Below are 26293 nucleotides of genomic sequence, written 5' to 3'. Positions count from 1 at the left end.
CATGCGGGGAGCGGTGTCGGGCGTGGGCGACGATGCGGGCGGATGGGTGCGCGGCGTGGTTCAGCGCGGTGGGAAGATCGGCTGCATCCGGGCCACCCGGCGTCGGACCCGGTCCAGGTCCAGGGGTGGCAGCCCCAGGCGCAGCTGCTGGGCCAGCAGGCAGTGCGCCAGCTCCACGAGGAAGTCCCGCGGCCCGCGGGACTGCTCGTGCCAGCCCGTGCGCCGGATCAGCCACCCGACGTTCTGGATGCGCTTCTCCCGCTCCCTCTCGGCGATCAGCACCTCCTGGGTGGGACCGTAGTCTGTGTACTTGATCCGCCCGTCCACCTCCACGGCCACCCTCAGCTGCGGCCATCCCAGATCCAGGAAGCTGCGCCCCTGGGAGGTGCGCACCTCGATCTGCAGCTCGGGCTCCGGCAAGCCCGCCTCCCGGAGGCGCCAGCGCGTCAGGGTCTCCGCCGGGGAACCGGCCCGCGCATCCGCCGCGCTCACCGCGAGCAGAGCCTGCTGGTTGCCGTGGGTGCCGGGACTCGTGCGCAGCAGATGCGCCAGCCGCGCCAGGTCGACGCGGCGCGCAGCCAGGTGATCCAGTACCACCAGGGCGTCGAGCATCGGCAGGGTGCGGGCGCAGGCCAGGGCCGTCTGCTCCAGGGAGGTGGCCGGCAGATCCAGGTCGGTGCGCACCCGGTGCCTCGCGACGTCGGGAAGCCGGTGGGTGCGCAGGCTCCGATGCCGGTATCCGGGCTTGGGGTCCCCGGCCAGGTGCAGCTCTTGGGGCACGCGCAGCAGGGAGATGCCGTACGCCAGCGCCGCCGAGGTGTGGGAGTAGATGATGCGGGCGCCGGTCTTGGCGTGGAAGGCGTAGTGGATCGCGAGGGCCCTCTGCTGCGGGATGAGCTCCTCCCACAGCTGCGTGGGGATGTAGCAGGCGGGCCACAGGCGCGTCAGCCGCCCGGCGGCCACGGCGGCGCGCAGCGCGGAGGCGGGGGTCCCGAGGGCTCGCGCCTGGGCGGCGGTGCGGATGTCCTCGGCGGTGACGATGCGAGAGGGGTCCATGAGGACACCCTCCCCGCTCATCGGGTCGAGCGCACCCGCCGGCGGGGCGGCTGTGGATAACCCGCGCCGCCGTCGGGCGTGCCGCGCCCGGCCGACGCGGATGCGGCTCCCGAAACGGCCGGGGCGACGGCGTCGATCAGTTCTGCGGGGCGGTGAACTCCGCGTCGATCTCGATCTTCACCTTGTCCGAGACCATGACCCCGCCGGCCTCCAGGGCGGCGTTCCAGGTGATCCCGAAGTCCTTGCGGGAGATCGTGGTGGAGGCGGAGAAGCCCGCGCGGGTGGTCCCGAAGGGATCCACGGCCACGCCGCCGAACTCGCCGGTGAAGGTCACGGGGCGGGTCTCGCCCTTGATGGTGAGGTTGCCGACCAGGGTCAGGTCCTCGCCGTCGGCGGTGATCTCGGTGGACTCGAAGACCAACTGCGGGTGGTTCTCGGCGTCGAAGAACTCGGGACCCTTGACGTGCCCGTCGCGGCCCTCGTTCTTGGTGTTGATGGAGGCGATCTGCACGGTGGCGCGCACGGAGGAGTCCTGCGCGGTCTCCCCGGCGTGCAGCTCGGCCTCGGTCTGCTCGAAGATGCCGCGGACCTTGGAGATCCCGGCGTGGCGGACGGTGAAGGCCACCTCGGAGTGTGCGGGGTCCAGGGTCCAGGTGCCGGCGGTGAGTCCTTCGAATGCGGTCATGATGTGCTCCTTCGATGTCGATCGTGCGTTCGTCGATTACTTTACGCATCAACTGTTTACGGCGCAAGGGTATTCCCAACCGTGTCCGCCGCGCCGACCGGATGACCTCCGATGGCTCCGCATGACATCCGCACACCCCGGCCCCGCTGGCCCGGTCCGCCCCCGGTTAGGCTGGATCCACCGCCGTCCCCGAGCCCACGGAGGATCCGTGACCCCCGCGCACAGCACCCCCGCAGACCAGAACCCCTTCCCCTTCCGCGAGCGCGCCGAGAGGCACGAGGCCGACGTCGTCGTCCTCGGCGGGGGTGGTGCCGGCATCGCCGCCGCGCTGGCCGCCGCCGAGGCCGGGGCGCGGGTGGTGGTCCTGGAGAAGGGCAACAAGCCCGGGGGTGCTGCGATGTTCGGCGGCACCGGCTACGCCGCCTACGGCTCCTCCGCCCAGCGCGAGGCCGGGGAGACCTTCTCCGCCGAGGAGGCCGTGCAGGCGATCCTCGAGCACACGGAAGGCCGGGCCGACGAGGCCCTGGTGCGCGCCGTCGTCGCCCGTTCGGGGGAGACCGCGGACTGGCTGAGCGCCCACGGGCTGAAGGCCACCCTGGCCGAGGCCCCGCACGATCCCGCGGATCCGGGCGAGGACTCCGGGCTGCTGGCTCGGCACCGGCGGGCCCGCACCTACCACCGCTACGCCTCCAAGTTCGGTGGCTTCAAGAAGCTGCTCAAGGCCATCGAGGAGGCCGGCGGGCTGGTGATCCCCGAGTCCGCCGCGACCGAGGCCGTCACCGACGAGCAGGGGCGCATCCTGGGGGTGCGCGCCGAGCGGACCGAGGCGGGCAAGCCGCTGTCCCCGGAGCGCCGCGAGCAGCTGCGGGCTGACGGCGTCCCGGAGACCATCGACGTCGCCGCCCCGGCCGTGGTGGTGGCCACCGGCGGGTTCGTCGGGAACCAGGAGCTCGTGGGGCGGGCCGCCCCGGAGCTGGAGACCTCCCGGCTGCGCTTCACCGGGGAGCGCAAGTCCGTGGGCACGGGCCGCAGCGTGGTCCAGGCCCTGGGCGGTGCGGGCGCGGAGCCGGCGGCCCTGGATGCCCCGGCCTTCAGCGTGCCCGGGCGCTATTCCTCCAAGGCGCTGGCGGTGCTGGCGAACCTGCCGCTGCTGTGGGTGGACGACGACGGCCGGCGCTTCGCGGACGAGGCCTCGACCTACCGCTTCGGGGACCGGGGCCGGGCCGGCCTGGAGCGCGGGGGCCGGTTCTGGATGATCCTGGACTCCGCGACCGTGCAGCGCCTGACCGAGCAGGGCCTGGAGCTGGCCCCGGCCGAGGACCACGGGGCGCCGCTGCCCCCGGGCACCGAGGGCACCCCGGCCCAGCCGCAGCTGGTGGAGGCCCTCGAGGAGGCCGTGGAGCAGGGGGCCGCCGTCCTGGGTGCGGCTGCGGATGATCTGGCCGGGGCGGCCGGCTTCCACCCGGAGCGATTCGCCGAGACCCTGGAGCGCTACAACGCCGCGGTGCAGGCCGGCCGGGACGAGCAGTTCGGCACCCCGGCAGCGATCCTGCGCCACCCGGTCCAGGAGGGTCCGCTGTACGCGGTGCAGGTGGTGAGCACCGTGCGCGGGACCCTGGGCGGGGTGCGCATCGACGAGTCCGCCCGGGTGCTGGACGCCGCCGGGCAGCCGGTGCCGGGACTGTATGCGGTGGGCAACGAGGCCTCGGGGTTCTGGGGCGGACGCTACCCGCAGATCGACGGGCTGACCCTGCTGTTCGCCTTCAACTCGGGACGCATCGCGGGAGAGGCCGCGGCGAGTCTCCCGCACTGACCCCCTCCCCCCTCCGCAAAACTGGAGATACCGCCTGAAACGGGACGCCACACGTCCCGTTTTAGGCGGCATCTCCAGTTTTGCCTGGGGAGGGGTGGTTTCTGATGAGAATGATTCTTGCAGAGTTCGACTCCTCGAACTTATGGTGAGGGGGCCGGGCGCGGTGGTGTGGATCCGATCCAGCAGAACCCACTGAGCCCACCCCGCCCGGCGCCCCCGACATCGTCGTCCCAGAAAGGCGCCCGCCATGCGCGCTGCCCGCCGCCCCCGCCGCCATGTCCTGCGGCTGCCCGCCCTGCTCGGCGTCGCCCTCCTGCTGCTCACCGGCTGCGCCGCCGGAGCCTCCGAGGGCAAGCCCAACCCGCACGCCTGGATGAGCCCGCGCGCCGCCCAGCGGTACACCGACACCATCGCCGAGGCCCTGGCCGAGCTGAGCCCCGAGCACGCCGAGGAGTTCCGGGAGAACGCCCGGAGATACCAGGAGCAGCTGGAGCAGGTGCACACCGAGGTGCAGGACGCCGTGGCCGCCCTGCCCGCGGATCACCGGGTCCTGCTCACCTGCGAAGGCGCCTTCAGCTACCTCGCCCGGGACACCGGCCTGACCGAGCACTACCTGTGGCCGGTGAACTCCGATGACCAGGGCACCGCCCAGCAGATCCGCTCCGCCATCGACACGGTGAAGCAGCGCGGCGTCCCGGCCGTGTTCTGCGAATCCACCGTCTCCGACGCCACCATGCGCCAGGTGGTGGACGCCACCGGCACCCGCTACGGCGGCACCCTCTACGTGGACTCCCTCTCCGAGGAGGGCGGCCCCGTGCCCACCTTCCTGGACCTGCTGCGCCACGACGCCCGCACCATCACCGCCGGGCTGAGCGGCGATCAGGGCGGGGAGGGCTCCTGATGCCCTTCCCGCACGCCCGCGCCTCCCGCCGCACCCGTCGCATCGAGGCGGCCCACGCGGCGACACCCCGGCCGCCCGCCGACCACGGCCCCGGCGCCGAGCTTCCCGACGCCGGGCTCACCGCCGAGCTCACCGCCGACCGGAACCCCGACGCCGCGCCGCGGGATCAGCCCCCGGCCCTGGAGATCCGGGACCTGACCGTCACCCGCGCAACCGTGCTCGCGGTGCAGGACGCCAGCCTCACCCTGCGGCCCGGCACCGTGACCGCCCTGCTCGGGGTCAACGGCTCCGGCAAATCCACCCTGATGGACGCCGTCGCCGGCTTCGCTCCGGCCCGACGCGGCGTCGTGCGCATCCGCGGGATGCCGGCCGAGACCGCCCGGCGCCACAGCCTGCTGGCCTACATGCCGCAGAGCGAGGGCGTGGACTGGGACTTTCCGCTGAGCGTGGCGGATCTGACCATGCAGGGGCGGGTCGGCTTCCAGGGGCTCACCCGCCGACCCCGCCCGCAGGATCGGCAGGCCGCGGCCGAGGCCCTGGCGCGGGTGGGGCTGACGGCGCTGGCGCACCGGCAGATCGGGCAGCTCTCCGGCGGGCAGCGGCGCCGCGCCTTCCTCGCCCGCGCCCTGGCCCAGGGGGCTCCCCTGCTGCTGCTGGACGAGCCGCTGGCGGGGGTGGATCGGGTCTCCGCCGTCGCGATCGGGCGGATCCTGCGCGAAGCAGCCGACGCCGGTGCCGCCGTGCTGTTCTCCGTGCACAGCATCGAGGGCCTGGAGGCCGTGGCCGATGACGCGGTGCTGCTGCGCCGGCGCATCCTGCTCACCGGGCCCACCGCCGAGGTGCTGCGCCCGGAGCACCTCGCCCTGGCCTTCGGCTCCCCCGACGACGAGGCCGCCCCGTGGACGCGCTGAACGCCGTCGGCCAGCTGCTCGCCGACCCGCTGACCTACCCCTTCCTGCGCCGGGCCTTCGCGGCCGCCCTGGCCGCCGCCGTGGTGTGCGCGGTGCTCTCCTGCTGGCTGGTGCTCACCGGGTGGTCCCTGCTGGGGGACGCCGTCTCCCACGCGGTGCTGCCCGGGGTGGTGCTGTCCTACATCCTCGGGCTGCCCTTCGCGCTCGGGGCCACCGTGTTCGGGCTGCTGGCGGTGTGGCTGATCGGCGGGCTGCGGCGGACCAGCCGGGTCAAGGAGGACGCGAGCATCGGCATCGTGTTCACCACGCTGTTCGCCCTGGGGCTGGTGCTGGTCTCCGTGACGCCCTCGCAGGTGGACCTGCACCACATCGTCTTCGGGAACCTGCTGGGGGTCTCCCGCACGGACCTGGTGCAGGTGCTGGTGCTGGCGGCGGCGTGTCTGACGGTGCTGCTGATCCGCCGCCGGGACCTCACCCTGTGGGCCTTCGACCCCCGGCACGCCCGGGTGGTGGGGCTGAATCCGCGGGTGCTGGCCGGGATCCTGCTGGGCTGCCTGGCGCTGACCTGCGTGGTGGCGATGCAGACCGTCGGGGTGGTGCTGGTGGTGGCGATGCTGGTGATCCCCGGGGCCACCGCGCAGCTGCGGACCCGCCGCTTCCCCCGGATGCTGGGGATCGCCGTGGCCTCCTCCCTGGTGTGCACGGTGACCGGCCTGTACCTCTCGGTGGCCCTGGACGCCTCCTCCGGCGGGTGCGTGGTGCTGTGCCAGGGCATCTGGTTCGCGGTGGTCTACGCGCTCACCCGGGTGCGCACCCTGCGGCACTCCCGCCCGGCGTCGGCGCAGTGACCGCTGCCGGGGTGGGCACCGGCGGCACGACCCGTTTCTGGAGCCTCGCGGGGGTTCGGGAGCGCTCCGCGTGCTCCCGGAACACCGGAAGACTCCCGAACCGCCCCCGGCGGGGGTGAGACACCGGCGCTGGGGCGTCGGGCGCGTGTCGGATCAGCTCAGCGAGACGTAGAGGGCGGCCGCGGCCTCCCGCGCGAGCGTGCGGTGCCGCCCGGCGTCGGCCGCCAACCGGACGGCGACGGCGCCCGGGCGGTCATCCGCGTGCCGGCCCGCGGCGTCGGCATCATCGACGCCGCCCGTCTCCGGTGCGCTCGGCACGCGCATCCGGGTGCCCACCCCGATGCCCGCTGCGGCCAGGTCCCGCAGCACGGCCGGGTCGGCGTCGGAGATGCGCGCGACGGTCACGCTCAGCCCGTCCGCGGCCTCCCGGCGACGCCGCGCCGAGGGATCGGCCAGCAGCTCGGGCAGGGGCCGGGCGTCGGGGCGGGTGACGGTGCCGTCGGCGGCGGGGATGGGGTCCCCGTGCGGGTCCCGCTCCGGGTGGCCCAGCACGGCCGCCATCCGCTCCACCATGAAGTCCGAGACGGCGTGCTCCAGCGCCTCGGCCTCGTCGTGGACCTGGTCCCAGCGGTAGCCCAGGGTGCGCACCAGGAAGGTCTCGATGAGCCGGTGCCGGCGCACCATCACCAGCGCGGTGGCCCGCCCGGTCTCGGTCAGGCGCACCGTCCCGTAGGGGGCGTGCTCCACCAGGCCCTGCCCGCGCAGCCTCTTGAGCCCGTCGGAGACGGTGGAGCGGCGCAACCCGAGGGCCTCGGCCAGGGCCGCGGCGGTCACCGGCTCCTCGCTCCACTCACCCAGGGACCAGATGGTCTTCAGGGAGTTCTGCGCGGCCTCGCTGAGACCGTCCACCTGCTCGTCACCCATGGGCTCCATCCTCCCAGACCGGCCCCATCGCAGAACGGGAGATGCGCTGCATTCCGGGACGTGTCATGCCCAGGAATGTCACGCATCTCCCGTTGTGCGCCGGGGAAGGGGCTACAGCAGCGCCCCGGCGTAGAAGATCACCGCGGCCACCGCGAAGCCGATGACGCCGATCAGCGTCTCCAGCACCGTCCACGTCTTGAAGGTGGTCTTCACGTCCATCTGGAAGAACCGGCCCACCAGCCAGAACCCGGAGTCGTTGAAGTGGGAGAGCACCACGGACCCGGCGGCCACCGCGACCACCAGGGTCGCCAGCTGCACGTCGTTGTACCCGGCGGAGGCCACGCCGTCGGAGATCAGCCCGGCCGTGGTGGTCAGGGCCACGGTGGCCGAACCCTGGGCCACCCGCAGGATCGCGGAGATGAGGAACCCGGCGAAGATCAGCGGGATGCCCCACCCGCCCAGCACCTCGGTCAGGGAGGCGCCGATCCCGGAGGTGCGCAGCACCCCGCCGAACATCCCGCCGGCCCCGGTGATGAGGATGACCGAGCACACCGGGGGCAGGGCGCCCTCCATGATGGACTGCACCCCGCCGTGCTCGGTGCCCAGGCGCCGCCCCAGCACGAAGGCTGCGACGATCAGCGTGATCAGCAGCGCCACCGGCGTCTCCCCCAGCAGCACCAGGCCCTGGAACCACTCGGTGCCGCTCGTGGCCTCATCGATCACCCCGGACTTGGCCAGGGTGGTCAGTCCGGTGTTGAGGAAGATCAGCAGCATCGGCAGCAGCAGCAGCGCCACCACGGTCTGCCACTTCGGCGGATTCTGGGGGTCGTGGACCTCCTGGTCCCCGAAGACGCTGGGCACCGGCAGGTCGATCCGCCGCCCGATGACCTTGGAGAACAGGTACACGGCCAGGTACCAGGTGGGGATCGCGACGACCAGACCCACCAGCAGCACCGTGCCCACGTTCGCGCTGAACAGGGTGGCCGCGGTGACCGGGCCCGGGTGCGGCGGCACGAACACGTGCATCACCGAGAACGCGCCGACAGCGGGCAGGCCGTAGAACAGCATCGATCCGCCCACCCAGCGGGCCACGGAGAAGACCACCGGCAGCATGACCACCAGGCCGGCGTCGAAGAAGATGGGGAAGCCGAACAGCAGGGAGGCCACGCCCAGGGCCAGGGGCGCCCGGTCCTCCCCGAATACGCTGATCATCTTGTGCGCCAGCACCTGGGCGCCGCCGGAGACCTCCAGCAGGGCCCCGAGCATCGCACCCAGGCCCACCAGCAGGGCCACGCTGCCCAGGGTGGTGCCGAAGCCGTTGGTCATGACCTTCACGACCTGCCCCAGCGGGATCCCCGTGGCGACGGCGGTCAGCAGGCTGACCAGGATCAGGGCCGGGAAGGCGTGCATCTTGAATCTGACGATCAGCACGAGGAGCACCACGATGGCGCCCGCGGCGATGGCCAGGAGGGGGCCGGCGGTGAGCGTCTGGCTCCAGCCTTCGATCTCCATGGGGTACCTGCTTCGGTGAGAGGGGATGGGGAGGGTGCGCTTGGCGCGCGGTCCCGGCGTCGGGCCCGAGGGATCGACGTCGGCAGCTTCAGGGGAGGGCGCGGCGCGGCACCCCGGGGTGCGGGCTAGGCGCGGCGCTCGGCCAGGCGCAGCAGGAAATCGGGGAGGGTGTCCAGGATGTCCTGGACCTCCTGCTCCACGGTCCCCCGGATGTCCACGGTGAACCCGGGCTCATCCTCCTGCAGCGGCTGCAGGGTCTGGAACTGCGAGTCCAGCAGGGAGGTGGGGAAGAAGTGCCCGGAGCGCTCGGCCAGGCGCTGGGCCACGACGTCGTGCGGGCCCTGCAGGTGCGCGAAGACCGTCACTGCGCCGTTGTCCGCGAGGATGTCCCGGTAGGCGCGCTTCAGCGCGGAGCAGGTGATGACCAGGCCGCGGCCGGTGGCGGCGGATTCCTGCATCCGCTCCACGATCCGGGCCAGCCAGGGCCAGCGGTCCTCGTCGGTCAGCGGGTGGCCGGCGGCCATCTTGGCCCGGTTGGCCTCGGGGTGCAGGTCGTCGCCTTCGACGAAGCCGACCCCCAGGCGCTCGGCCAGCTGCTGGGCCACGGAGGTCTTCCCGGTGCCGGACACGCCCATCACGACGATGTGCAGGGGCTGTTCTATGGTGGTGTTCATCGCCTTCGATTGTCTCGCTCTCGCGGGCCGGGCGCGCACCCCGTCTCGCCGGTGCGCCGGTTGGGGGGTCCGCTGCGGCGGCGGTGCCCACCGGGGATTCCGGGGCGATCCCCCCGATCTCCGCTCAACACCGCGACATCTGTGTGTCACATCCGCGGTTGACCTGTGTATATGAGGTAGTCTTCATACACAGGGTTGCCGTGTCCTTCCCCCAGGACGCGTGCGCTCCGCCGTCGTGTCCCCCCAATGTCGACGGCGTCGAGCATCGTGCCGCTCCCCGGGACCGTTCCACCCCCCCAAGAGGAACGCGGAAGGACGCGGCAGCCCGTTCCCGTCGGATGACCCCGCGTCTCGCCCGAGCGGTCCGATCCTGGGCGCCCGGCGGTGCGGGACCTTAGAGTGGGCGCATGACCCAGGACACCTCCGCCACCACACCCACCCCCGAGAACCCCACTCCTGAGAACTCCGCCCCCGAGACCGCCGGCACCGAGAAGACCGGACTGCCGGCCGCCTGGCCCTGGATCGAGCGCCTGCTGCGCATCCCCACCGTCTCCTACGAGTCCGACGAGGCCCTGCTGGAACTCATCCGCGCCGAAGCCGAGCGCCTCGGGCTCACCGCGCACCTGACCTGGGCCGACGAGCACAACCGCGCCAACCTGCTCATCACCGTGTCCGCCGCGGACGGCGCCACCTCCGGGGGCGTGCTGCTGTCCGGGCACACCGACGTCGTGCCGGTGCAGGGTCAGCCGTGGGACACCGATCCCTTCGAGCCGGTGATCCGCGACGGGCGGCTGTACGCCCGGGGTGCCGCGGACATGAAGAGCTACGTCGGGGTGATGCTGTGGCTGCTCGGTCAGGCGGCCGAGGCCGAGCTGGCCGAGCCGCTGCACTTCGCCTTCACCTACGACGAGGAGCCCGGCTGCCTCGGGGCCCCGCGGCTGATCGCGGACCTGGCCGAGCGCGGCATCCGCCCGGACTTCGCCCTGGTCGGGGAGCCGACGCTGATGAACATCGTCGTCGCCCACAAGGCGCCCTTCCGCGGGAAGGTGACCTTCCACGGGGTGCCCAAGCACTCCTCCCTGGCCCCGTACGGCATCAACGCGGTCTCCGCCGCCGCCCGGTTCATCGCGTTCTTCGACGACCTCGTGGAGCGCGAGCGCACCGACGGCCCCCAGGCCGAGGGCTTCAACATCCCCTGGACCACCGGCGGGGTCAACGTGATCCGCGGCGGCGCAGCCCACAACATCGTCGCCGAGGAGGTGACGCTGGAGTACGACCTGCGCATCGTGCCCGCCACGGACCCGGAGGAGCTGCGCGCCCGGATCCAGACCTTCCTGGACGAGGAGATCGAACCGGCCCTGGCCGAGGAGGTCCGCCGGGTGCGGGAGCTGGGCGGGGCCGATGAGCAGGCCCTGGCCCGGGTGGGCACCGAGCACGAGGTGCTGGCCAGCGTGCCCGCGCTGAGCGAGTCCCCGGAGGCCCCCGTGGTGCGTCTGGCTCAGGAGCTGGGCGCGGTGCTCGACGGCGGCGGGGAGGTCCCGTACGTCTCCTACGGCACGGAGGCCGGTCAGTACTACGAGGCCGGGATCCCCGCGATCGTGTGCGGACCGGGATCCATCGCCCAGGCGCACACCGCGAACGAGTGGGTGGCCCTGGAGCAGATCGAGGCCTGCCAGCGCTACCTGCTGGCGGTCCTGGAGCGAGCCCGGGGCTGAACCCGGGGGGAGGCTTCCCCCGGGGTGCCGTCCGCGACGCCCTCCCCCGCGGCTCCGTCCCCGGTGCCGTCCTCGACGGCGGCGCGCACCAGCGCCGCCGCCAGCGGGTGCACCGCGCCCGGGCGGACCACCGCGCGGATCGGGCGGACCACGGCCACCCCGGGCACGCGGATCTCCCGCAGCGGCGCGGCCACGGCCCGGCGCGGCACGAAGGCCGGGATCCCCGTGGCCCTGGACGTGGAGATCAGCGCGGACAGCGAGCCCAGCTCTCCGGCAGGCTCGGCGAGCTCGGGCAGGGCCCGCTCCACGGCCACCCGGGTGCCGGAGCCCTCCTCCCGCACCAGCACTCCGGTGCGGGCCAGCTCCGCCCGGGAGACCTGTCCGGCGCGGGCCCAGGGGTGTCCCGCGGGGGCCGCCAGGACCACCGCGTCCCGGGCCACCGTGCGGAACAGCAGACCCCGGTCCGGATCCGGGCCCGCCGGATCGACGGCGTCCAGGGTCGCCGGGCTCTCCACGAAGCCCAGCTCCGCCAGTCCCTCGCGCACCTGGCGCAGCACCTCCCGGGAGTTGACCGCGTGCACGTCCACGCGCGCCCCGGGGTGTCCGCCCAGCACCGTCTGCAGCCACGAGGGCAGGTAGTGCTCCGCCACGGTGTTGCTCACGGCCACCCGCAGCCGAGCGGCCGCCCCCGCACCCACAGCCCCCACCGCCTCGGCGAGGGACCGGGCCGCGTCCAGGTAGGGAGCGGCGGCATCGAGCACGGCCCGACCCTGCTCCGTGGTGCGGGTCCCGCGCGGAGAGCGCGCGAAGAGCGCAACGCCGAGGACCCGCTCGGCCGCGCGGACCCTGGCGGAGGCCGCCTGCTGGCTGAAGCCGGCCCGACGCGCCGCCGCCCCCACGCTGCCCAGGCGGTCCACGGCGTCGAGCAGGAGCCAGGTGGGCAGATCCGGGAGCTTCTCGACGCGCATGGCCCCACCCTACCCCGGCCACAAACCCAGGTTGTGGGGGGACAGGCAGCTGCTCTCTACCGGACCCGCCGGGGCCTCCCTAGCGTGGGGAGCATGAAGACCTCAGCCGCCGCACCCACGACGGCGCGCCCCGCTCCGACGCCGCAGGAAGCCCCCTCCTCCGACGACGCATCCCGGCCCCTGCCCCCCGGCTCCGGCGGAGCCCGCTCCTACCCCGAGGATCACCCGGAGGCCGCCCCGAGCGGGCGGCGCGAGCCCCGTCGGGCTCCCGCCCTGGTCCCGCCCGCCGGGCCCGGCTGGTACGGCGCCGTCATGGGCACCGGCATCCTCGCCAACCTCTCCTTCACCCATGCGGGGCTCATCCCGTCGGTGCCGATCCTGGTGATCGGGTGGGTGATCCTGCTGTGGCTGAGCATCGGATTCGCCGCCCGCTGCCTCAGGGATCCGGAGGTGCTGCGCCGGTCCGTCGCGGATCCGGGGCAGCTGCCCGCCTGGGGCATGGTCTCGATGGGCATCCTCTCCGTGGGCTCGGCGACCTCCGCCGTCGTGCCCGCGCTGGCCCCTGGCCTCACCCGCGCGGCGTGGACGGTCGACTGGGTGATGTGGATCCTCGGCACCGTGATCGGACTGTTCTCCTGGGTGGCCTTCACCCTGATGCTCACCGCGAAGGACTGCGGGCGCCCGCACTTCACCTGGGGTCTGCCCATCGTGCCGCCCATGGTCTCCGCGACCACCGGCGCCGCCCTGATGAGCCACACCCCGAACGAGCTGACCCGGATGCTCGTCAACGTGATCTGCGCCGGATGCTTCTTCGCGGCCCTCTCCCTGGGCATCTCGATCTTCGGCATCGCCTACCACCACCGCTGGCTGCGCGACCCCCTGGGGCACGACGCCGCGGCCACGACCTTCATCCCGCTGGGGGTGATCGGCCAGTCCACCGCGGCCGCGCAGGCGCTGGTCACCGCGACCCGGAACTTCCTGCACCCGGACGCCGTGCAGGCGCTGCACCAGATCGCACACGCCTACGGCATCGTCATGCTGGCGATCGGCGCGCCGCTGCTGGTGTGGGCCATGATCCGCACCTACTCGGCGTGGGCCCACGGGGCGGGGTTCGTGCCCGGCTGGTTCGCCACCACCTTCCCGGTGGGCACCTGCGCTCTGGGGTCGCACCTGATGGGCTGGGATGCGGTGTCCATCGCGCTGACCCTACTGCTGGCCGCGCACTGGCTGATCGTCTCCTGCGCCGCCGTCATCGCGCTGCTGCGGCGGGTTCGCACGGCGCCGGCCGCGGGCTGAGCCGGGGGCTCGGACGGGAGTCCCCGGAGGGGAGATCCCGGGTCACAATCGCGCGCCGTGTTGAGCGGCCTGGGCGGCGGTGATTGGATATAGGCAATCATTCCCACTCGAAGCCACATGACCCCACACGTGGGGGTTGCGGAGGTCCGCGATGTACGAGATCAATCCCTACGCCGCCGAGTTCCTCGGCACGATGATCATGTGCATCATCGGCTGCGGCGCCATCGCCACCGTGGAGCTGCGCCGCTCCAAGGGGCACGGAGACAACTTCTTCACCATCGCCTTCGGCTGGGGCTTCGCCGTCGCCTTCGGCGTGTACGCCTCCCACCACTACTCCGGCGGGCACCTGAACCCCGCCGTGACCCTGGGCCTGGCCGCCTACGGCGAGTTCCCGTGGGCCCGCGTCCCCGGGTACATGCTCGCCCAGCTCGGCGGGGCCATGGTCGGGGCCGGCTTCGTCTTCCTGAACTACCTGCCGCACTGGAAGGCGACCGCGGACCCCAAGATCAAGCTCGGCGTGTTCGCCACCGTCCCGGCGATCCACAACTACTTCACCAACTCCCTCTCGGAGATGATCGGCACCTTCATGCTGGTCTTCTCCGCGCTGTACACCGGCGTGAACTTCACCCCGGGCCTGGGGGGCTCCGCGCTGACCCTGAACCTCAACGACGTCCTCAAGCCCCTGGCCTACGGGTTCATGGTCGCGGTGCTGGTCGTCGGGCTGGGCGGGCAGACCGGGTACGCGCTGAACCCGGCGCGCGATCTCGGCCCGCGGATCATGCACGCGATCCTGCCCATCCACGGGAAGGGCTCCTCCCGCTGGTACTACGCCTGGGTGCCCGTGTTCGCCTGCCTGTCCGGCGGGTTCATGGGCGGGGCGTTCTTCTCCCTGTACTACCGCGGCCAGTTCACCCCGTGGCTGTGGATCTCGATGGCGTGTGCGGTGGCCGTGCTGCTGTTCGGGATGTGGGCCAACACCCACATGCCCCGCTCCGCCTCGGCCGAGGTGGTCCCGGAGGGCGAGACGACCGTGGCCACGGCGGCCGCTGGGGCGGCCACCTACATCCCCACCGGGGCGATCCCGCGGGTGGTGGTCCAGCAGGCCGGGGACGACGCCGGGGACGCCTCCCCCGAGGAGGGCTCGGATCCGGCCGATCGTCGTCGGGCGGTTACCGACCGGGAGGGTCTGCGCCCGGGTCCGGCCGGGGGCACGCGCGGGGTCCGCTCCGGGGATCCGCACCGGCCCGACGGGCGGGGTCCGCTGGACTGAGCGGCGGGGCCGAATCCGGTGTTCGACGTCGGGCGGGTGTGAAAGGATGGGCGCATGAATCCCACTCCTGTCCAGGACCTCCGCCATGCCCTGCGCGAGGCCGGGGCCCAGTCGGTGCGCGGCGAGCAGCTGCAGGTGGGTGACTGGATCCTGGCGGGCGGCTCGGTCGCGTGCATCCAGAAGATCACCCCGCGGGTCATCCAGACCGGCCCGGACACCTACCTCCCCTTCCACGACGACGAGGAGTACCTGCAGATCCCGGTCGGCTTCCTGCCGCCGCAGGCCACCGGCCGCACCCGGCGCCCCGCGGATCAGACCGGCTCCCCCTTCGACCTGCCCGCCCCCGCCGCACCGACGACGCCGGCCGGTGACGCCGATCGCGGGTCGGGCCCTTCTGCCGCAGAGCCGGGGCCGGACGCCGAGTCCCGCCGCTCGTCGGGATCCCCGCGCGAGGCCGCTCCGTCCTACCTGGACCCCTTCCGCGTCAGCTGACTGGCCCCTCCCCTTCCCCGCGGCCGCTCCCGCCGCGTTGGGGAGGGGTTTCGGCGTTTGGGAGCCTCGAGAACGCTCCCAAACACCGAAACCACTCCCACAGAATCGTCGATCACCCCGCCGAGGAACCGCACCTTGAGATCTTGCACCCCATCACGTCCCTGGCTCGCCCTGACCATCAGCGCCGCCCTGCTGCTCGGTGCGGGCGCGCCAGCAGCCGATGCGGCCCCGCCGAGCGGGCCGATCCCCTCGGCGCAGACCGCCCAGTCCGACACGTCGGGGCCCACACTGGCCCGCACCGCCGAAGGTACGGGCAAAGCCGAGCAGGCCAGCACTGAACCGGATACGGACCGGATCCTCGTGGACTTCGCCGATGGGGTGGATGATGCGACGAAGCAGCGCGTCATCGCCGAGACCGACGCCGAATCCCAGCCGCTGCGGGACGCCAAGGAGATCAAGGAGACCGCCACCGGACAGACCGTCGTCGCCTCGGCGGAGAAGCTGACCCCCACCGAGCAGAAGAGCGTGGTGCGAGACCTGCAGGCTGATCCCGCCGTCGTCTCCGCCGAACCGGACACCATCGTGCACCGCGCCACCGCCGCCTGGCAGGACAACCCGTCGGACTCCTACTTCTCCTCCCAGTGGAACCTCCGGGATATCGATGTCCCCGCGGCCTGGAAGCTGGCGACAGGGAAGAACGTGACCATCGGGATCACGGACACCGGCATCACCTCCCACCCGGAATTCAGCGGCAAGACGGGCACCGGCTACGACTTCGTCAGCGGAGACTACGACCGGGACGGCACCGGCGGGCGGGATGGGGACCCCACCGATCCCGGTGTCCTCAACAGCAGCGAGAACTGGCACGGCACCCACGTCGCCGGCATCGCTGCGGCCAAGACCAACAACGGCCTGGGGATCGCCGGGGTCGCCCCCGACGCCAGGATCTCCATGGCACGTTCTCTCGGGACCGGGGCCAGCGGCTACCAGTCGGACATCGCCGACTCCATCGTCTGGCTCTCCGGAGGCACCGTCCCCGGGGTGCCCCGGAACCCCAACCCGTCGGGCGTCATCAACGCCTCCATCTCCTGGCCCTCAGGCACCTGCCCGCAGATCATGAAGAACGCAATCGACTCCGCCCACGCGCGCAATGTGCCCGTGGTCGTCGCGGCCGGCAACACCGGGACCAACGCCGACTACGCCACCCCGTCCAACTGCCTCGGCGCGATCGTCGTCGGCGCGACGACCACGAACGACATCATCACCGGCTACTCGAACTGGGGTTCCATGCTGGACATCATGGCTCCCGGCGGGGCCGTGGGAGCAGGACAGGTCTTCTCCACCTGGAACAACGGGTGGTCTCAGCCCGGCGCCGCCTCCTACCGCTACATGAACGGGACCTCGATGGCCGCGCCCCACATCACCGGGGTGATCGCCCTGATGAAGGAGCGCAATCCGAGCCTGAGCGTCGAGCAGATCCGCAGCATCCTGTACTCCACGGGCACCTACAACGCCGGGTACCGCACGGTGGATGCCCGGGCGGCCGTCGCCGCCGTCACCCCGCAGTATCGCCTTGAGGGCAACATCAAGCGCTTCTACGACGCGAACGGAGGAGCCGCCCGCTTCGGGGCTCCGACCATGAACGAGCTCAGCGTCACCAACGGGGGCCGCACCCAGAACTACGCCAACGGGTATGGCATCTACTGGACGCAGCGCACCGGAGCGCACAGCCTCAGATGGGGCAGCGCCATCCCCAATGCCTTCGCCGCGGCGGGATGGGAGAACGGGTGGGGGTATCCCGACTCCGAGGAAGCAAGCGCCGGTGCCGGAGCGCGGTACCAGTCCTTCGACAAGTGGTTCGATGACGGGAAGAAGCCCATCGCCTTCTGGAAGTCCGGCACGGGGACCTTCACGGTGGAGCGCCGTTACAACATCGGGAAGTACTGGACCTCCCACGGCGCCCAGAGCGGCCTGGGAATGCCCGTCTCACAGGAGAAGCGGATCGGAGATACCGGGGCCTACCAGTTCTACCGATCCCTCGACGGCCAGTGGAAGTCCACCCTGGTCATGTGGACCCCGCAGCGCGGGGCGCACGCCATCAAGCAGTACGGCGCCATCGGGGCCTCCTGGGCCGCCGGCGGCCGTGAGACCGGGAAGTACGGCTGGCCCGTGAGCGACGAATACCGCAGCGGCAACACCATGCGGCAGGACTTCTCCAAGGGCTGGTCCCTGGAGTACGACCTGACCACTCACAACACCCGAGCCGTCAGAAGCTGATCCGGCCCCAGGCCGTTGCCCGGTGCCTCATATGGGAGCGGTTGCGGTGTCTGGGAGTGTTCTCAGCGCTCCCAGACACCGCAACCGCTCCCCAACCCGCGTCGCGGACGGGGTCAGGGGGTCACGACCCCGCCTGCGTGGCGTCGGTGAGGTCGTAGACCGTGGTGCCGTCCACCGTCGTCGAGGTGAAGTGGGCCTGCACCCACTCGTCGATCTGCTCGGCGGCATCCGATCCGCTGGAGGAGCCGCCCATCCCGGAGCTGATGGTCCCGGCGATGTAGTAGTGGATCTTCCCCTGGGCCACGAGCTTCTGGAACTCCTCCAGGGTGGGGGCGGGGTCCGTCCCGTTGTACCCGCCGACCGGCATCACGGACTCCCCCGAGGCCAGCTGGTACCCGGCGGCGTTGTTGGAGCCGACCACCGCCAGCATCCACTGGTAGCGGTCCGCGTCCTGGGAGAGGTAGCTGATCAGCTCGTCGCTGGGCTCGGAGGTGTTCAGCATCAGCCCGACGCCGCCCATCCCGCCGCCGGCACCGCCCGCGGCGCCCGGTTGGGTCGCGTCCTCCCCGGAGGAGGTTCCGGCCTGGCCCGCGCTCGACGATCCCGCTCCCGTCTGCCCGGAGCCTGACGCACCGGCGGTGCCGCCGCCCGTACCGCCGGCTCCGGCTCCCCCGGCGCCGCCGCCGGATCCCCCGGGGCCGCCGCCCGTCGCGGCACCGCCACCGCCGCCGGGGGCGCCCATCCCGCCGCCACCGGGTCCGGCGGTGATGATGGACCCGGTGTGTCCGGTGTTCAGCGTGGCGGCCGTGTATGCGGTGGGTCCGGCCAGGGAGGCCAGCACCGCCCCGGCCACCGCCAGACCCAGCAGCTGCCGGTGCAGCTGCGCCCCGAAGGCCAGGGCCGCCCCGCTGATCAGCGCGAGGAACAGGATCACCCAGCGCAGCAGCGGCAGGTACCCGTCCCGACCCAGCAGCACGAAGGCCCAGACCCCCGTGATCGCCGTGCAGAACCCGAGCACCGCGAACTGCCACGTGCCCCCGGCCAGGGCCTCCCGCCAGCTGCCCACCCGTTCGGGCGCCTCGCGCCGCTGGGCCTGCCCGACGTCGGCCCGGTGCAGCGGGGCCGTCTGCGGATCCACTGCGACCTCCACCTCCGGCGCACCCGCCGCGCCCTTCACGGTCGGTGCGTCGGCGACGTCGCGGGCGAACCACCGCTCAGCCCGCGCCGCATCCCACACGATCGCGGCACCCGTGCCGATCATCGCGGCGATCGCCGGGGCCAGGGCCACCGAGTAGTAGGCGTGCTGGATGCCCTGCATGATCGAGAACACCACCCAGGTGGTGAGGAACCACGAGCCCCACACCACCAGCGTCGCGCGGCGTCGGTCGGTGCGGGCGGCCCGCCGGGTGATCCACAGGGCCGCCGCGGTGAGGATGATCGCGGCCGGCATCAGCCAGGAGATCTGCCCGCCGAAGGAGGAGTCGAACATCCGGAACATCGTGGGGCTGGCGGTAGCGCCCCCGCCGACCGACCCGGTCTCCTCCCCGGAGATCCGTCCCAGGCCGTTGTACCCGAAGGTCAGATCCCAGAAGCTGTTGGTCTGCGATCCGCCGATGTACGGCCGATCCGACGCCGGGGTGAGCATCACCAGCGCGACCCACCAGCCGGCCGCGACCACCAGGGCCGCGAGCGCCGCCGCGAGCCCTGCCAGCCGGCGTCGGAGCGTGCCCCGGGCCAGCACCAGGTACGCCAGGCCGAAGCCCGGGACCACCAGCAGACCCTGCAGCTGCTTGGTGAGGAACGCGAAGCCCAGGGCGGCACCGCACAGCACCATCCAGCGGATCCGCCCCGAGTCGATGGCCCGCACCGTCGCATAGGCCGCCAGGGACATCAGCAGCAGGAGCAGGGCCTCCGGGTTGTCGTAGCGGAACATCAGGGCCGCCACCGGGGTGGCCGCCAGCGCGTACCCGGCCAGCAGCCCCGGGCCGCGCCCGACGGCGCGCGCCACCGAGGCGTACACCAGCGCCACCGAGGCGACCCCCATGAGCACCTCGGGGACCATCAGGGACCAGGTGGACAGCCCGAACAGCTTCACCGATAGCGCCATCGGCCACAGGGAGGCCGGCGGCTTGTCCACGGTGATGGAGTTGCCGATGTCCGAGGAGCCGAACAGGAAGGCCTCCCAGTTATCCGCCCCCGCCTGGGCGGCCGCGGCGTAGAAGCCGTTGCCCCACCCGTTGGCGCCGAGGTTCCACAGGTAGGCGGCGGCCGTGAGCGCCAGCAGCAGCCACACCGGCCAGGACCAGCGGACCCGCGCGGTGGTGGCGGTGGGAGGCTCGACGGCGTCGTCGTGACGGCGGAAGCGGCGCGAGCGCGCGATCCGCGGGGATCGGGCGGGGCGCTTCGGGAGGGACTGGGTGGCCACGAGGGTCTCCTTGCACGGGGTTGCGGAAGCGGAATCTGCCTCCACGGTGGCGCCCGCGCGTGTGCGCCGCACCGGCCGCGCCTGTGGCCCTCCTGTGCACGGGGACCTCCGCCGCCCCCCTCCCCCCCCCGCGGGGACTCCCGCCGCATTTGGGAGGGGTTTCGACGTGTGGGAGCGTCCTCGTGGCTCCCAAACACCGAAACCCCTCCCACACCGGGCGGGGCAGGCGGAGTAGGGGGCGAGGCGGGTCAGCCCTGGGCGCCGGTGGGGTCCCCCGCGGGGGTGGCGACCGCCAGGGCCTCACCGCCGGCCGGGGCGTTGTGGAACTCCACGAGGTCCCAGCCGCTGTCCGGGTCCCCCTCGGCGATCACGTACCCGGTGTTGGCCAGCGGGGTGTCCTCCATCCGCGCCACATCCAGACCGCGGATCCGGGCGGAGGACCAGCAGCGGATCGCCGCGCCGTGGGAGAACACCACGGCGGTGCCCTCCGGGCCGACGGCCGCCGCGGCGCGGGCCGCGGCGTCGTCGTACCGGGCGAAGAACTGCACACCCGTGGGACCGCCGGGCATCGCCAGCTCCCTGTCCCCGCGGGCCCAGGCGAAGGCGGTGCCGATGTAGGTGCGCTGGTTCTGCGCGGTGTTGGTCCCCTCCAGGTCCCCGGCCTGCACCTCCCGGAAGCCGTCCAGCTCCACGGGCTCGACGCCGCGGGCGCGCACCAGCGGGGCCGCCGTGAGGTGGGTGCGCACCAGGGTGGAGACGAAGATCCCGTCCACCGCCTGCCGCGCGAGCGCTTCGGGGACGGCCTCGGCCTGCGCGACGCCCAGCTCGGTGAGACCGGGACCGGGGGCGTCGGTGTCCAGCAGGCCGTGGATGTTGGAGGGGGTCTGCCCGTGGCGGATGAGGATCAAGCGCATGACTCCGATCCTTTCACGCCCCGCCCGCCGAGCCCTCCGGCGATGCCCAGGCGATATGGGAGCCGTGCGATGTCTCGGGAGCACTGCGAGTGCTCCCAAAACACCGGACGGCTCCCAAAACGACAGAGCTCCTGAGAGCAGCCCCTACGCCAGCGGCTCCCCCTGCACCGGCCCCTCGGTGTTGGGCTTCCAGCCCAGCTCCGGGGCGATGTGCTCGGCGAAGTTCCGCAGGATGTGCACGTTCAGGTCCACCCCGATCTGCGAGGGGATCGTGAGCATCAGGGTGTCCGCGGCCTGCACGGCGGCGTCGTTCTTCAGCTGCGCGACCAGCTCATCCGGCGCGCCCGCGTAGGTGCGGCCGAAGGTGGCGCGGTACCCGTCGATGATGCCGATCTGGTCCCCGTCCGTGCCCCCGGCGCCGAAGAGCATCCGGTCCCGCTGATCCACCACCGGGAACACCGACCGGGAGACGGACACCCGGGGGCTGCCCTCGTGTCCGGCCTCCTTCCAGGCGGCCCGGTAGCGCTGGATCTGCTCGGCCTGCAGGTCCCCGAAGGCGTCGCCGGTGGCCTCGGTGAGCAGGGTCGAGCTCATCAGGTTGACCCCCATGCGCCCGGCCTGCTCGGCGGTGTCCCGGGAGCCTGCGCCCCACCAGATGCGCCGATCCAGCCCCGGGGAATGCGGCTCCACCGTCAGCTTCCGACCGGGCCCGTACTGCTCCGGGTCCGCCGTGGCCAGGGCCTCCCCGCGCACCGCGCGCAGGAAGAGGTCGAACTTCGCCCGGGCCAGGTCCGCCCCGCGGGGATCCTTCGACCCCGTGTATCCGAAGGTCTCCCAGCCGCGCAGGGCCGGCTCGGGGGATCCCCGGGACACCCCCAGGGCCACCCGGCCGTCGGAGAGCAGGTCCAGGGCCGCGGCCTCCTCCGCCAGGTGCAGCGGGTTCTCGTACGACGAGCGGATGGAGCGGGTCGACATGCTGCGGGCGCTGGGCAAGCAGCTCGAGAACGAGGCGCTTCGTCATGAGGACGAGGCGCGCAGGATCACCGGCAGGGTCCGATGATGGAGATGACGGAATGCCCCGGCCAGGGCCGGCCGGGGCTATCGGTGAAGAGGGAGAGGTCCATGCTCGGCAGGTGCGCTGGGCCGGTCGTGATCTTGGGTCAGGTGAGTTCGGTGATGAGGTCGCGGATGCGGGATCCGATCTCGTTATGGATGGGGTGCACCGCGTCGAGCTCAAGTCCTGCGGGGTTGTTCAACTGCCAGTCCTCGTAGCGTTTGCCGGGGAAGATCGGGCAGGTGTCGCCACATCTCGTCGTGCTCACTGCAGCCGAGGTCTGCGCGGTATCGGTGGCGAGCAGCGTGGCATGGTCGAAGGGTTGGATTGCGCACACGGCGAGGGCCTCGCCAGTGGCGAGGCCCTCGTGGCTGTTCCTATGACACAGCATCGAAGTTCCGTGGGAAGGATCAGCCTTCTGTCTTGGCGTCCTGGCAGCAGCTCATGTCTGCCTGCCGAGGTGCTTCAGTGTTGGTGTTCTGCTGCTTATCGTCTTCGTCGGCCGGGACGATCTCGACGTTGCAGCAGTCCGACTGCTCGTTCTTCGAGCGTCCGGTGAACAGGTCCTTCAGTCCCATGGTGGTTCCTTTCCTGTGGTGGGTTTACGGGGACAGTTGTCGGGATCAGGCTGTGATCGTGAGGATGTAGCCGCCGGCGATCGCGACGGCCAGGATGGTAACGACGAATGTCACGAGAAGCCGTGGCTTGAAGACCGCCGTGAGCATCGAGACCTCTGGCGGGGAGGCCCCGGCCCCGCCGATCATCAGGGCGAAGATCGGGCCGAGGGCCACACCGGCGGACTGGAGGGCCAGCCCGATCGGGAGCATGGTCTCCAAGCGGATGTAAAGTGGGATGCCGATGATCGCCGCGAGGGGCACCGCCCACCAGATGTTGGCTCCGGCGAAGGCGGTCAGCTGATCCTCGGGGACGAACTCGTAGATCGCGGCTCCGATCGCCACGCCGATGAGCATGGGCACAAGCAGGGGGCGCAGATCGGTCCAGGCTTGGCGGAGCGCTCCGGGCATCTCGTCGCGCATTCCTTTCCACGGCTCGGGCGTCTTCTCGCCCTGTACGCGCACGCGCTTGAGCGCCTTCTCCAGGCCCAGGCCGCGCCATACCCACGGGGCGAGCAGTGAGACGGCCAGGGTGAAGAGCGTGTAGACGATGGCGGTCGTCCACCCGAAGATGATTCCGATGCCGCCGACGATGATCGGGTTGAGCAGCGGTGAGGCGATGAGGTAGGTCATCGCTGTCTGGAAGGCGACCCCGGCGTTGAGCATTCCGACCAGCATCGGCAGTGTCGAGCAGGAGCAGAATGGAGTCACCGCCCCCAAAAGTAGTCCCTTGATGGGTCCGGGGACTTTCCCGCTGCTCATCCAGTCGCGCATCTTCTCCGGGCCGAATCGCCGGTTGATCAGCGCGACGACGGTCGAGACGACGAGGAAGAGGGCCAGCAGCTCGCCCAGCAGCAGTGCGAAGGTGCCGAGCGTGTCAGTCAGCATCGGTCACCACACTGCGTGCCGGGATCTCGGCCTCGGTGCAGCAGGCTCGCTGTCCGGCGGGAGTCAGGGTTGCAAGGTGGGCCAGCCATTGGACTGGGGCGGCCAACTGTTCGCAGCAGATCGAGATGAGGTTCGACCGGCCCTGCGGGGCCACTTCGATCAGTTCCGCTTTGAGCAGGGCGGAGACGTGGTGGCTGACCAGTGCCTGGCTGAGGCCGGTGGCCTCCTGCAGCTGCTTGTTCGTCTTGGCGCCATCGGCGAGGCACAGCACGATTGTCAGACGGTTCTCGTCGGCCAGAGCCGAGAGGGTGGGGGCCAGGTAGGCGGCGCGTTCTTTGGCCGAGAGGTCCGAGGCCACGGCCGGAATTTGTATCGGTGAAGACATACCTCCACACTAACAAGCGACTGCTTATGACACAAACGACGGCTTATCTATTATGGGGGTGACGCCGCGGGGAGATGGCTGGTGATGTCATGGACTGCGTCCTTGGCCGTCCTGCCCGTCCCGATCAGGGTGGCTGAGGCGAAGCCGGTCCAGTCCCCGTACCCGAGCAGGTGCAGGCGGGGCTCGTCGGCGGAGCGTGTGCCGATGGTCTTGGGCACGCCGTTCTCGCGCCTCAGGCCCAGGGAGGCGAGATGGTTCAGGGCGGGACGGAAACCGGTGCACCAGATGATCGCGTCGTAGGGATCCATGGTGCCGTCGCTCCAGGCCGCTCCCTCGGCGGTGAGCCGGTCGAACAGGGGGCGGGGACGCAGCACGCCGCGGTCGCGGGCAGCACGGACACTGGGGACCATGACGATGTCGCCCAGACCGGAGACCCCATCGGCATGTGTTCCCGCCTTCCGGGCGGCTTCTTCTCGGGTGGCGGTGTCGAAGAGCACGCGGCCATCGACATCATCGGGCATGAACCGGGGCGGGTGTCGGGTCGCCCAGGTCGTCTCCGCGATGGTGGAGACCTCGGCGACGATCTGCGCGGCGGAATTGCCGGCACCGACGACCAGCACCCGCTGGCCGCAGAATCGCTCCGGGACGGAATAGTCGACCGTGTGTAGCTGCTCGCCCGCGAACTCGGCCATGCCCGGATAGGCGGGCATGAAGGGGGGTTTCCCAGGTGCCGGTAGCACTGATGACAAACGCGGCGTGCCAGGTGCCCCGGTCGGTCTCAACGCTGAGCCCGCGGCTGTGGGCGCGGACGTCGCTGACCTGGACGGGCCGGTGCACGGGCAGCTCGTAGCGCTGTTCGTAGTCGTGCAGGTACTCGACGACGTGACCGGCGGTGGGGAACCTCTCGCCCCGCTGGCGCGGCATCGGCCAGCCCGGCAACGGGCTGTACTCGGCCGGGGAGAACAGTCGCAGCGAGTCCCAGCCGTGACGCCAGGCGCCGCCTGCACGGTCCTGCCGGTCGAGGATCACGAAGTTCAGCCCCGCCCGGCGCAGATAGTAGCCGGCGGCCAGGCCCGCTTGGCCACCGCCGATCACAACGACGTCGGCATGCTCACTCATCGGTCTCCTGAGGACCGAGCAGTTCGGCGATGAGGATGCGGACGCGGGTCTCGATCTCGTTCCGGATAGTGCGCACTTCCTCGAGCCCAAGCCCTGCGGGGTCGTCGAGCTGCCAGTCCTCGTAGCGCTTGCCGGGGAGAAACGGGCAGGTATCGCCGCACCCCATCGTGATGACCACATCAGCGGTCTGCACCGCGTCGGGGGTCAGCAGCTTCGGACGCTCGGCCGTGATGTCGATGTCGACCTCGCGCATGGCCTCGACCACGGCCGGGTTGAGCTGGTGGGCGGGCTCCGACCCAGCGGAGCGGACCGCGATGCGGCCCGCGGCGTGGTGGGTTAGGAAGGCGGCGGCTATCTGGGAGCGCCCGGCGTTGTGGACGCAGACGAACAACACCGTCGGAGTGGTATCGGTGGTCATCGGGGGCTCGTTTCGTTCTGGTAGGGGTCGGTGCGGAACCAGCGGCGTGCAGCCCACAGGGAGACGTAGACGAGAGCGACGAGGACAGGCACCTCGATCAACGGGCCGACCACCCCGGCCAGCGCCTGCCCACTGGTTGCGCCGAAGGTGCCGATGGCGACGGCGATGGCGAGCTCGAAGTTGTTGCCCGCCGCGGTGAACGCCAGCGTGGTGGATCGGGCGTAGCCGAGGCCGATGCCCTTGCCGAGCAGGAGGCCTGTGAACCACATGAACGCGAAGTAGACAAGCAACGGCAACGCGATCCTCGCGACATCGAGGGGATTATGCGTGATGGCTTCGCCTTGGAGGGCGAAGAGCAGCACGATCGTGAACAGCAGCCCGTAGAGCGCCCACGGCCCGACGCGCGGGATGAACTTCTCCTCGTACCAGGCGCGGCCCTTGCGTTTCTCACCGATCCAGCGGGTCGCGAACCCCGCGACCAGCGGTACGCCGAGGAAGACGAGCACGTTGAGGGCGATCTGCCCGACCGAGACGTCCAGACCCTGGGTGTCGAGGCCGAGCCAGCCGGGGAGGGTCGTGAGGTAGAACCAGCCGAGGAACGAGAACGCGATGACCTGGAAGATCGAGTTGATCGCCACCAGCACGGCGGTGGCTTCGCGGTCACCGCAGGCGAGGTCGTTCCAGATCACGACCATCGCGATGCAGCGGGCCAGGCCGACGATGATGAGGCCGGTGCGGTACTCGGGCAGATCGGGCAAGAACAGCCAGGCGAGGGCGAACATGACCGCGGGGCCGAGCAGCCAGTTCAGCACCAGCGAGGACACCAGGAGTTTCTTGTCGCCGGTGACGGCGGCGATCTTGTCGTAGCGGACTTTCGCGAGCACCGGGTACATCATCACCAGCAGGCCCAGTCCGATCGGCACCGAGATGCCCGCGACCTCCATCCTCGTGAGCACGTCAGCCAGGGCGGGGATGAAGCGGCCCAGGAGGAGGCCGGCGATCATCGCCAGCCCGATCCAGACCGGCAGCCACTTATCCAACGTCGACAACTGCCGCCTCGCCGCAGGCGCAGGCGCTGGGGTATTCGTGCTCGTGGTGTTCGGGGGTGCGGGCATCGTGCTGCTCAGTCTCCTC

The 26293-nt window shown here is 71.6% G+C and carries 25 protein-coding genes and 1 pseudogene; 9 read left to right on the top strand and 17 right to left on the bottom strand.

Annotated features, from left to right (window positions below; all coding sequences use genetic code 11):
* Positions 1–60: 60 nt before the first annotated feature.
* On the bottom strand, positions 61–1056 hold the full coding sequence (locus KKR01S_RS02170; protein ID WP_061225184.1) for a hypothetical protein: 996 nt from the start codon (positions 1054–1056) through the stop codon (positions 61–63).
* Positions 1057–1192: 136 nt separating this feature from the next.
* Positions 1193–1741 (bottom strand): YceI family protein, encoded by a 549-nt coding sequence (locus tag KKR01S_RS02165; RefSeq protein ID WP_061225183.1) that lies wholly within the window; start codon positions 1739–1741, stop codon positions 1193–1195.
* Between the two features lie 208 nt (positions 1742–1949).
* On the opposite strand from KKR01S_RS02165, the gene KKR01S_RS02160 reads away from it, so the two are divergent.
* The 4 genes from KKR01S_RS02160 to KKR01S_RS02145 all read left to right on the top strand — a co-directional run bounded on the left by KKR01S_RS02160 (position 1950) and on the right by KKR01S_RS02145 (position 6214).
* Complete coding sequence (locus tag KKR01S_RS02160) at positions 1950–3554, top strand: FAD-dependent oxidoreductase (RefSeq protein ID WP_061225182.1); 1605 nt, start codon at positions 1950–1952, stop codon at positions 3552–3554.
* A gap of 247 nt (positions 3555–3801) precedes the next feature.
* Entirely contained in the window at positions 3802–4455 is a 654-nt protein-coding gene (locus KKR01S_RS02155) for a metal ABC transporter solute-binding protein, Zn/Mn family (RefSeq protein ID WP_061225181.1), read from the top strand.
* Positions 4455–5366 (top strand): metal ABC transporter ATP-binding protein, encoded by a 912-nt coding sequence (locus KKR01S_RS02150; RefSeq protein ID WP_081101469.1) that lies wholly within the window; start codon positions 4455–4457, stop codon positions 5364–5366. Before KKR01S_RS02155 ends, KKR01S_RS02150 begins: the two co-directional genes overlap by 1 nt.
* On the top strand, positions 5354–6214 hold the full coding sequence (locus KKR01S_RS02145; RefSeq protein WP_408015184.1) for a metal ABC transporter permease: 861 nt from the start codon (positions 5354–5356) through the stop codon (positions 6212–6214). Before KKR01S_RS02150 ends, KKR01S_RS02145 begins: the two co-directional genes overlap by 13 nt.
* 153 nt (positions 6215–6367) lie before the next feature.
* On the opposite strand, the gene KKR01S_RS02140 is transcribed toward KKR01S_RS02145, so the two are convergent.
* The 3 genes from KKR01S_RS02140 to KKR01S_RS02130 all read right to left on the bottom strand — a co-directional run bounded on the left by KKR01S_RS02140 (position 6368) and on the right by KKR01S_RS02130 (position 9324).
* Positions 6368–7138, bottom strand: a complete 771-nt coding sequence (locus KKR01S_RS02140) for a metal-dependent transcriptional regulator (RefSeq protein WP_061225180.1) — start codon at positions 7136–7138, stop codon at positions 6368–6370.
* A 111-nt stretch (positions 7139–7249) separates the two neighbouring features.
* Positions 7250–8650, bottom strand: a complete 1401-nt coding sequence (locus tag KKR01S_RS02135) for a GntP family permease (protein ID WP_058730562.1) — start codon at positions 8648–8650, stop codon at positions 7250–7252.
* Between the two features lie 125 nt (positions 8651–8775).
* Positions 8776–9324 (bottom strand): gluconokinase, encoded by a 549-nt coding sequence (locus KKR01S_RS02130; protein WP_058730561.1) that lies wholly within the window; start codon positions 9322–9324, stop codon positions 8776–8778.
* A 407-nt stretch (positions 9325–9731) separates the two neighbouring features.
* Here KKR01S_RS02130 and KKR01S_RS02125 point away from each other — a divergent pair, with 407 nt between their 5' ends.
* Positions 9732–11039 carry a M20/M25/M40 family metallo-hydrolase gene (locus KKR01S_RS02125; protein WP_081046376.1) on the top strand — a complete coding sequence of 436 codons (1308 nt, stop codon included), beginning with the start codon at positions 9732–9734 and terminating at the stop codon, positions 11037–11039.
* Here KKR01S_RS02125 and KKR01S_RS02120 read toward each other — a convergent pair.
* A complete protein-coding gene (locus tag KKR01S_RS02120) occupies positions 11003–12007 on the bottom strand; it encodes a LysR family transcriptional regulator (protein WP_061225179.1) in 1005 nt (334 codons plus the stop codon). The genes KKR01S_RS02125 and KKR01S_RS02120 overlap by 37 nt on opposite strands.
* A gap of 93 nt (positions 12008–12100) precedes the next feature.
* Between KKR01S_RS02120 and KKR01S_RS02115 the strand changes: the two genes are divergently transcribed.
* From KKR01S_RS02115 to KKR01S_RS02100, 4 genes are all read left to right on the top strand, one after another.
* Positions 12101–13303 (top strand): TDT family transporter, encoded by a 1203-nt coding sequence (locus tag KKR01S_RS02115; RefSeq protein WP_061225178.1) that lies wholly within the window; start codon positions 12101–12103, stop codon positions 13301–13303.
* Between the two features lie 151 nt (positions 13304–13454).
* Positions 13455–14573, top strand: coding sequence for an MIP/aquaporin family protein (locus tag KKR01S_RS02110; RefSeq protein WP_081101467.1), 1119 nt, complete (start codon positions 13455–13457; stop codon positions 14571–14573).
* 54 nt (positions 14574–14627) lie between these two features.
* Positions 14628–15065, top strand: a complete 438-nt coding sequence (locus KKR01S_RS02105; protein ID WP_058730558.1) for a hypothetical protein — start codon at positions 14628–14630, stop codon at positions 15063–15065.
* 135 nt (positions 15066–15200) lie between these two features.
* Entirely contained in the window at positions 15201–17342 is a 2142-nt protein-coding gene (locus KKR01S_RS02100; RefSeq protein WP_131797936.1) for a S8 family serine peptidase, read from the top strand.
* A 121-nt stretch (positions 17343–17463) separates the two neighbouring features.
* On the opposite strand, the gene KKR01S_RS11250 is transcribed toward KKR01S_RS02100, so the two are convergent.
* The 11 genes and pseudogenes from KKR01S_RS11250 to arsB form a co-directional block, all read right to left on the bottom strand.
* Positions 17464–19767 carry an ArnT family glycosyltransferase gene (locus KKR01S_RS11250; protein ID WP_061225177.1) on the bottom strand — a complete coding sequence of 768 codons (2304 nt, stop codon included), beginning with the start codon at positions 19765–19767 and terminating at the stop codon, positions 17464–17466.
* A gap of 248 nt (positions 19768–20015) precedes the next feature.
* Positions 20016–20681: a histidine phosphatase family protein gene (locus KKR01S_RS02090; RefSeq protein ID WP_061225176.1), complete on the bottom strand. Its 666-nt coding sequence runs from the start codon at positions 20679–20681 to the stop codon at positions 20016–20018.
* A 144-nt stretch (positions 20682–20825) separates the two neighbouring features.
* A complete protein-coding gene (locus KKR01S_RS02085) occupies positions 20826–21656 on the bottom strand; it encodes an LLM class flavin-dependent oxidoreductase (RefSeq protein ID WP_061225175.1) in 831 nt (276 codons plus the stop codon).
* 185 nt (positions 21657–21841) lie between these two features.
* Positions 21842–22072 (bottom strand): low molecular weight phosphatase family protein, encoded by a 231-nt coding sequence (locus tag KKR01S_RS11585; protein WP_174520361.1) that lies wholly within the window; start codon positions 22070–22072, stop codon positions 21842–21844.
* 73 nt (positions 22073–22145) lie between these two features.
* On the bottom strand, positions 22146–22313 hold the full coding sequence (locus KKR01S_RS10895; protein ID WP_165590097.1) for a hypothetical protein: 168 nt from the start codon (positions 22311–22313) through the stop codon (positions 22146–22148).
* Between the two features lie 45 nt (positions 22314–22358).
* The gene (locus tag KKR01S_RS02075) at positions 22359–23237 is read right to left on the bottom strand and encodes a permease (protein WP_061225174.1); all 879 of its coding nucleotides are present in this window, start codon (positions 23235–23237) and stop codon (positions 22359–22361) included.
* Entirely contained in the window at positions 23227–23595 is a 369-nt protein-coding gene (locus KKR01S_RS10510; protein WP_224799551.1) for an ArsR/SmtB family transcription factor, read from the bottom strand. Before KKR01S_RS10510 ends, KKR01S_RS02075 begins: the two co-directional genes overlap by 11 nt.
* A 77-nt stretch (positions 23596–23672) precedes the next feature.
* Positions 23673–24314 (bottom strand): hypothetical protein, encoded by a 642-nt coding sequence (locus tag KKR01S_RS11535; RefSeq protein WP_369472968.1) that lies wholly within the window; start codon positions 24312–24314, stop codon positions 23673–23675.
* A gap of 55 nt (positions 24315–24369) precedes the next feature.
* Positions 24370–24741: pseudogene (locus KKR01S_RS11530) on the bottom strand (FAD-dependent oxidoreductase); the annotation flags it as partial.
* Positions 24734–25159, bottom strand: coding sequence for an arsenate reductase ArsC (locus KKR01S_RS02065; RefSeq protein ID WP_061225173.1), 426 nt, complete (start codon positions 25157–25159; stop codon positions 24734–24736). The pseudogene KKR01S_RS11530 and the gene KKR01S_RS02065, both read right to left, overlap by 8 nt.
* Positions 25156–26274: an ACR3 family arsenite efflux transporter gene (arsB, locus tag KKR01S_RS02060; protein ID WP_061225172.1), complete on the bottom strand. Its 1119-nt coding sequence runs from the start codon at positions 26272–26274 to the stop codon at positions 25156–25158. Before arsB ends, KKR01S_RS02065 begins: the two co-directional genes overlap by 4 nt.
* Positions 26275–26293 lie beyond the last annotated feature (19 nt).

The organism is Rothia kristinae NBRC 15354 (assembly GCF_001570865.1).
Classification (GTDB): Bacteria; Actinomycetota; Actinomycetes; order Actinomycetales; family Micrococcaceae; genus Rothia; species Rothia kristinae.
The sequence above is the reverse complement of the archived record's forward strand: the minus strand, read 5'-3'. Positions and strand labels throughout refer to the sequence as shown.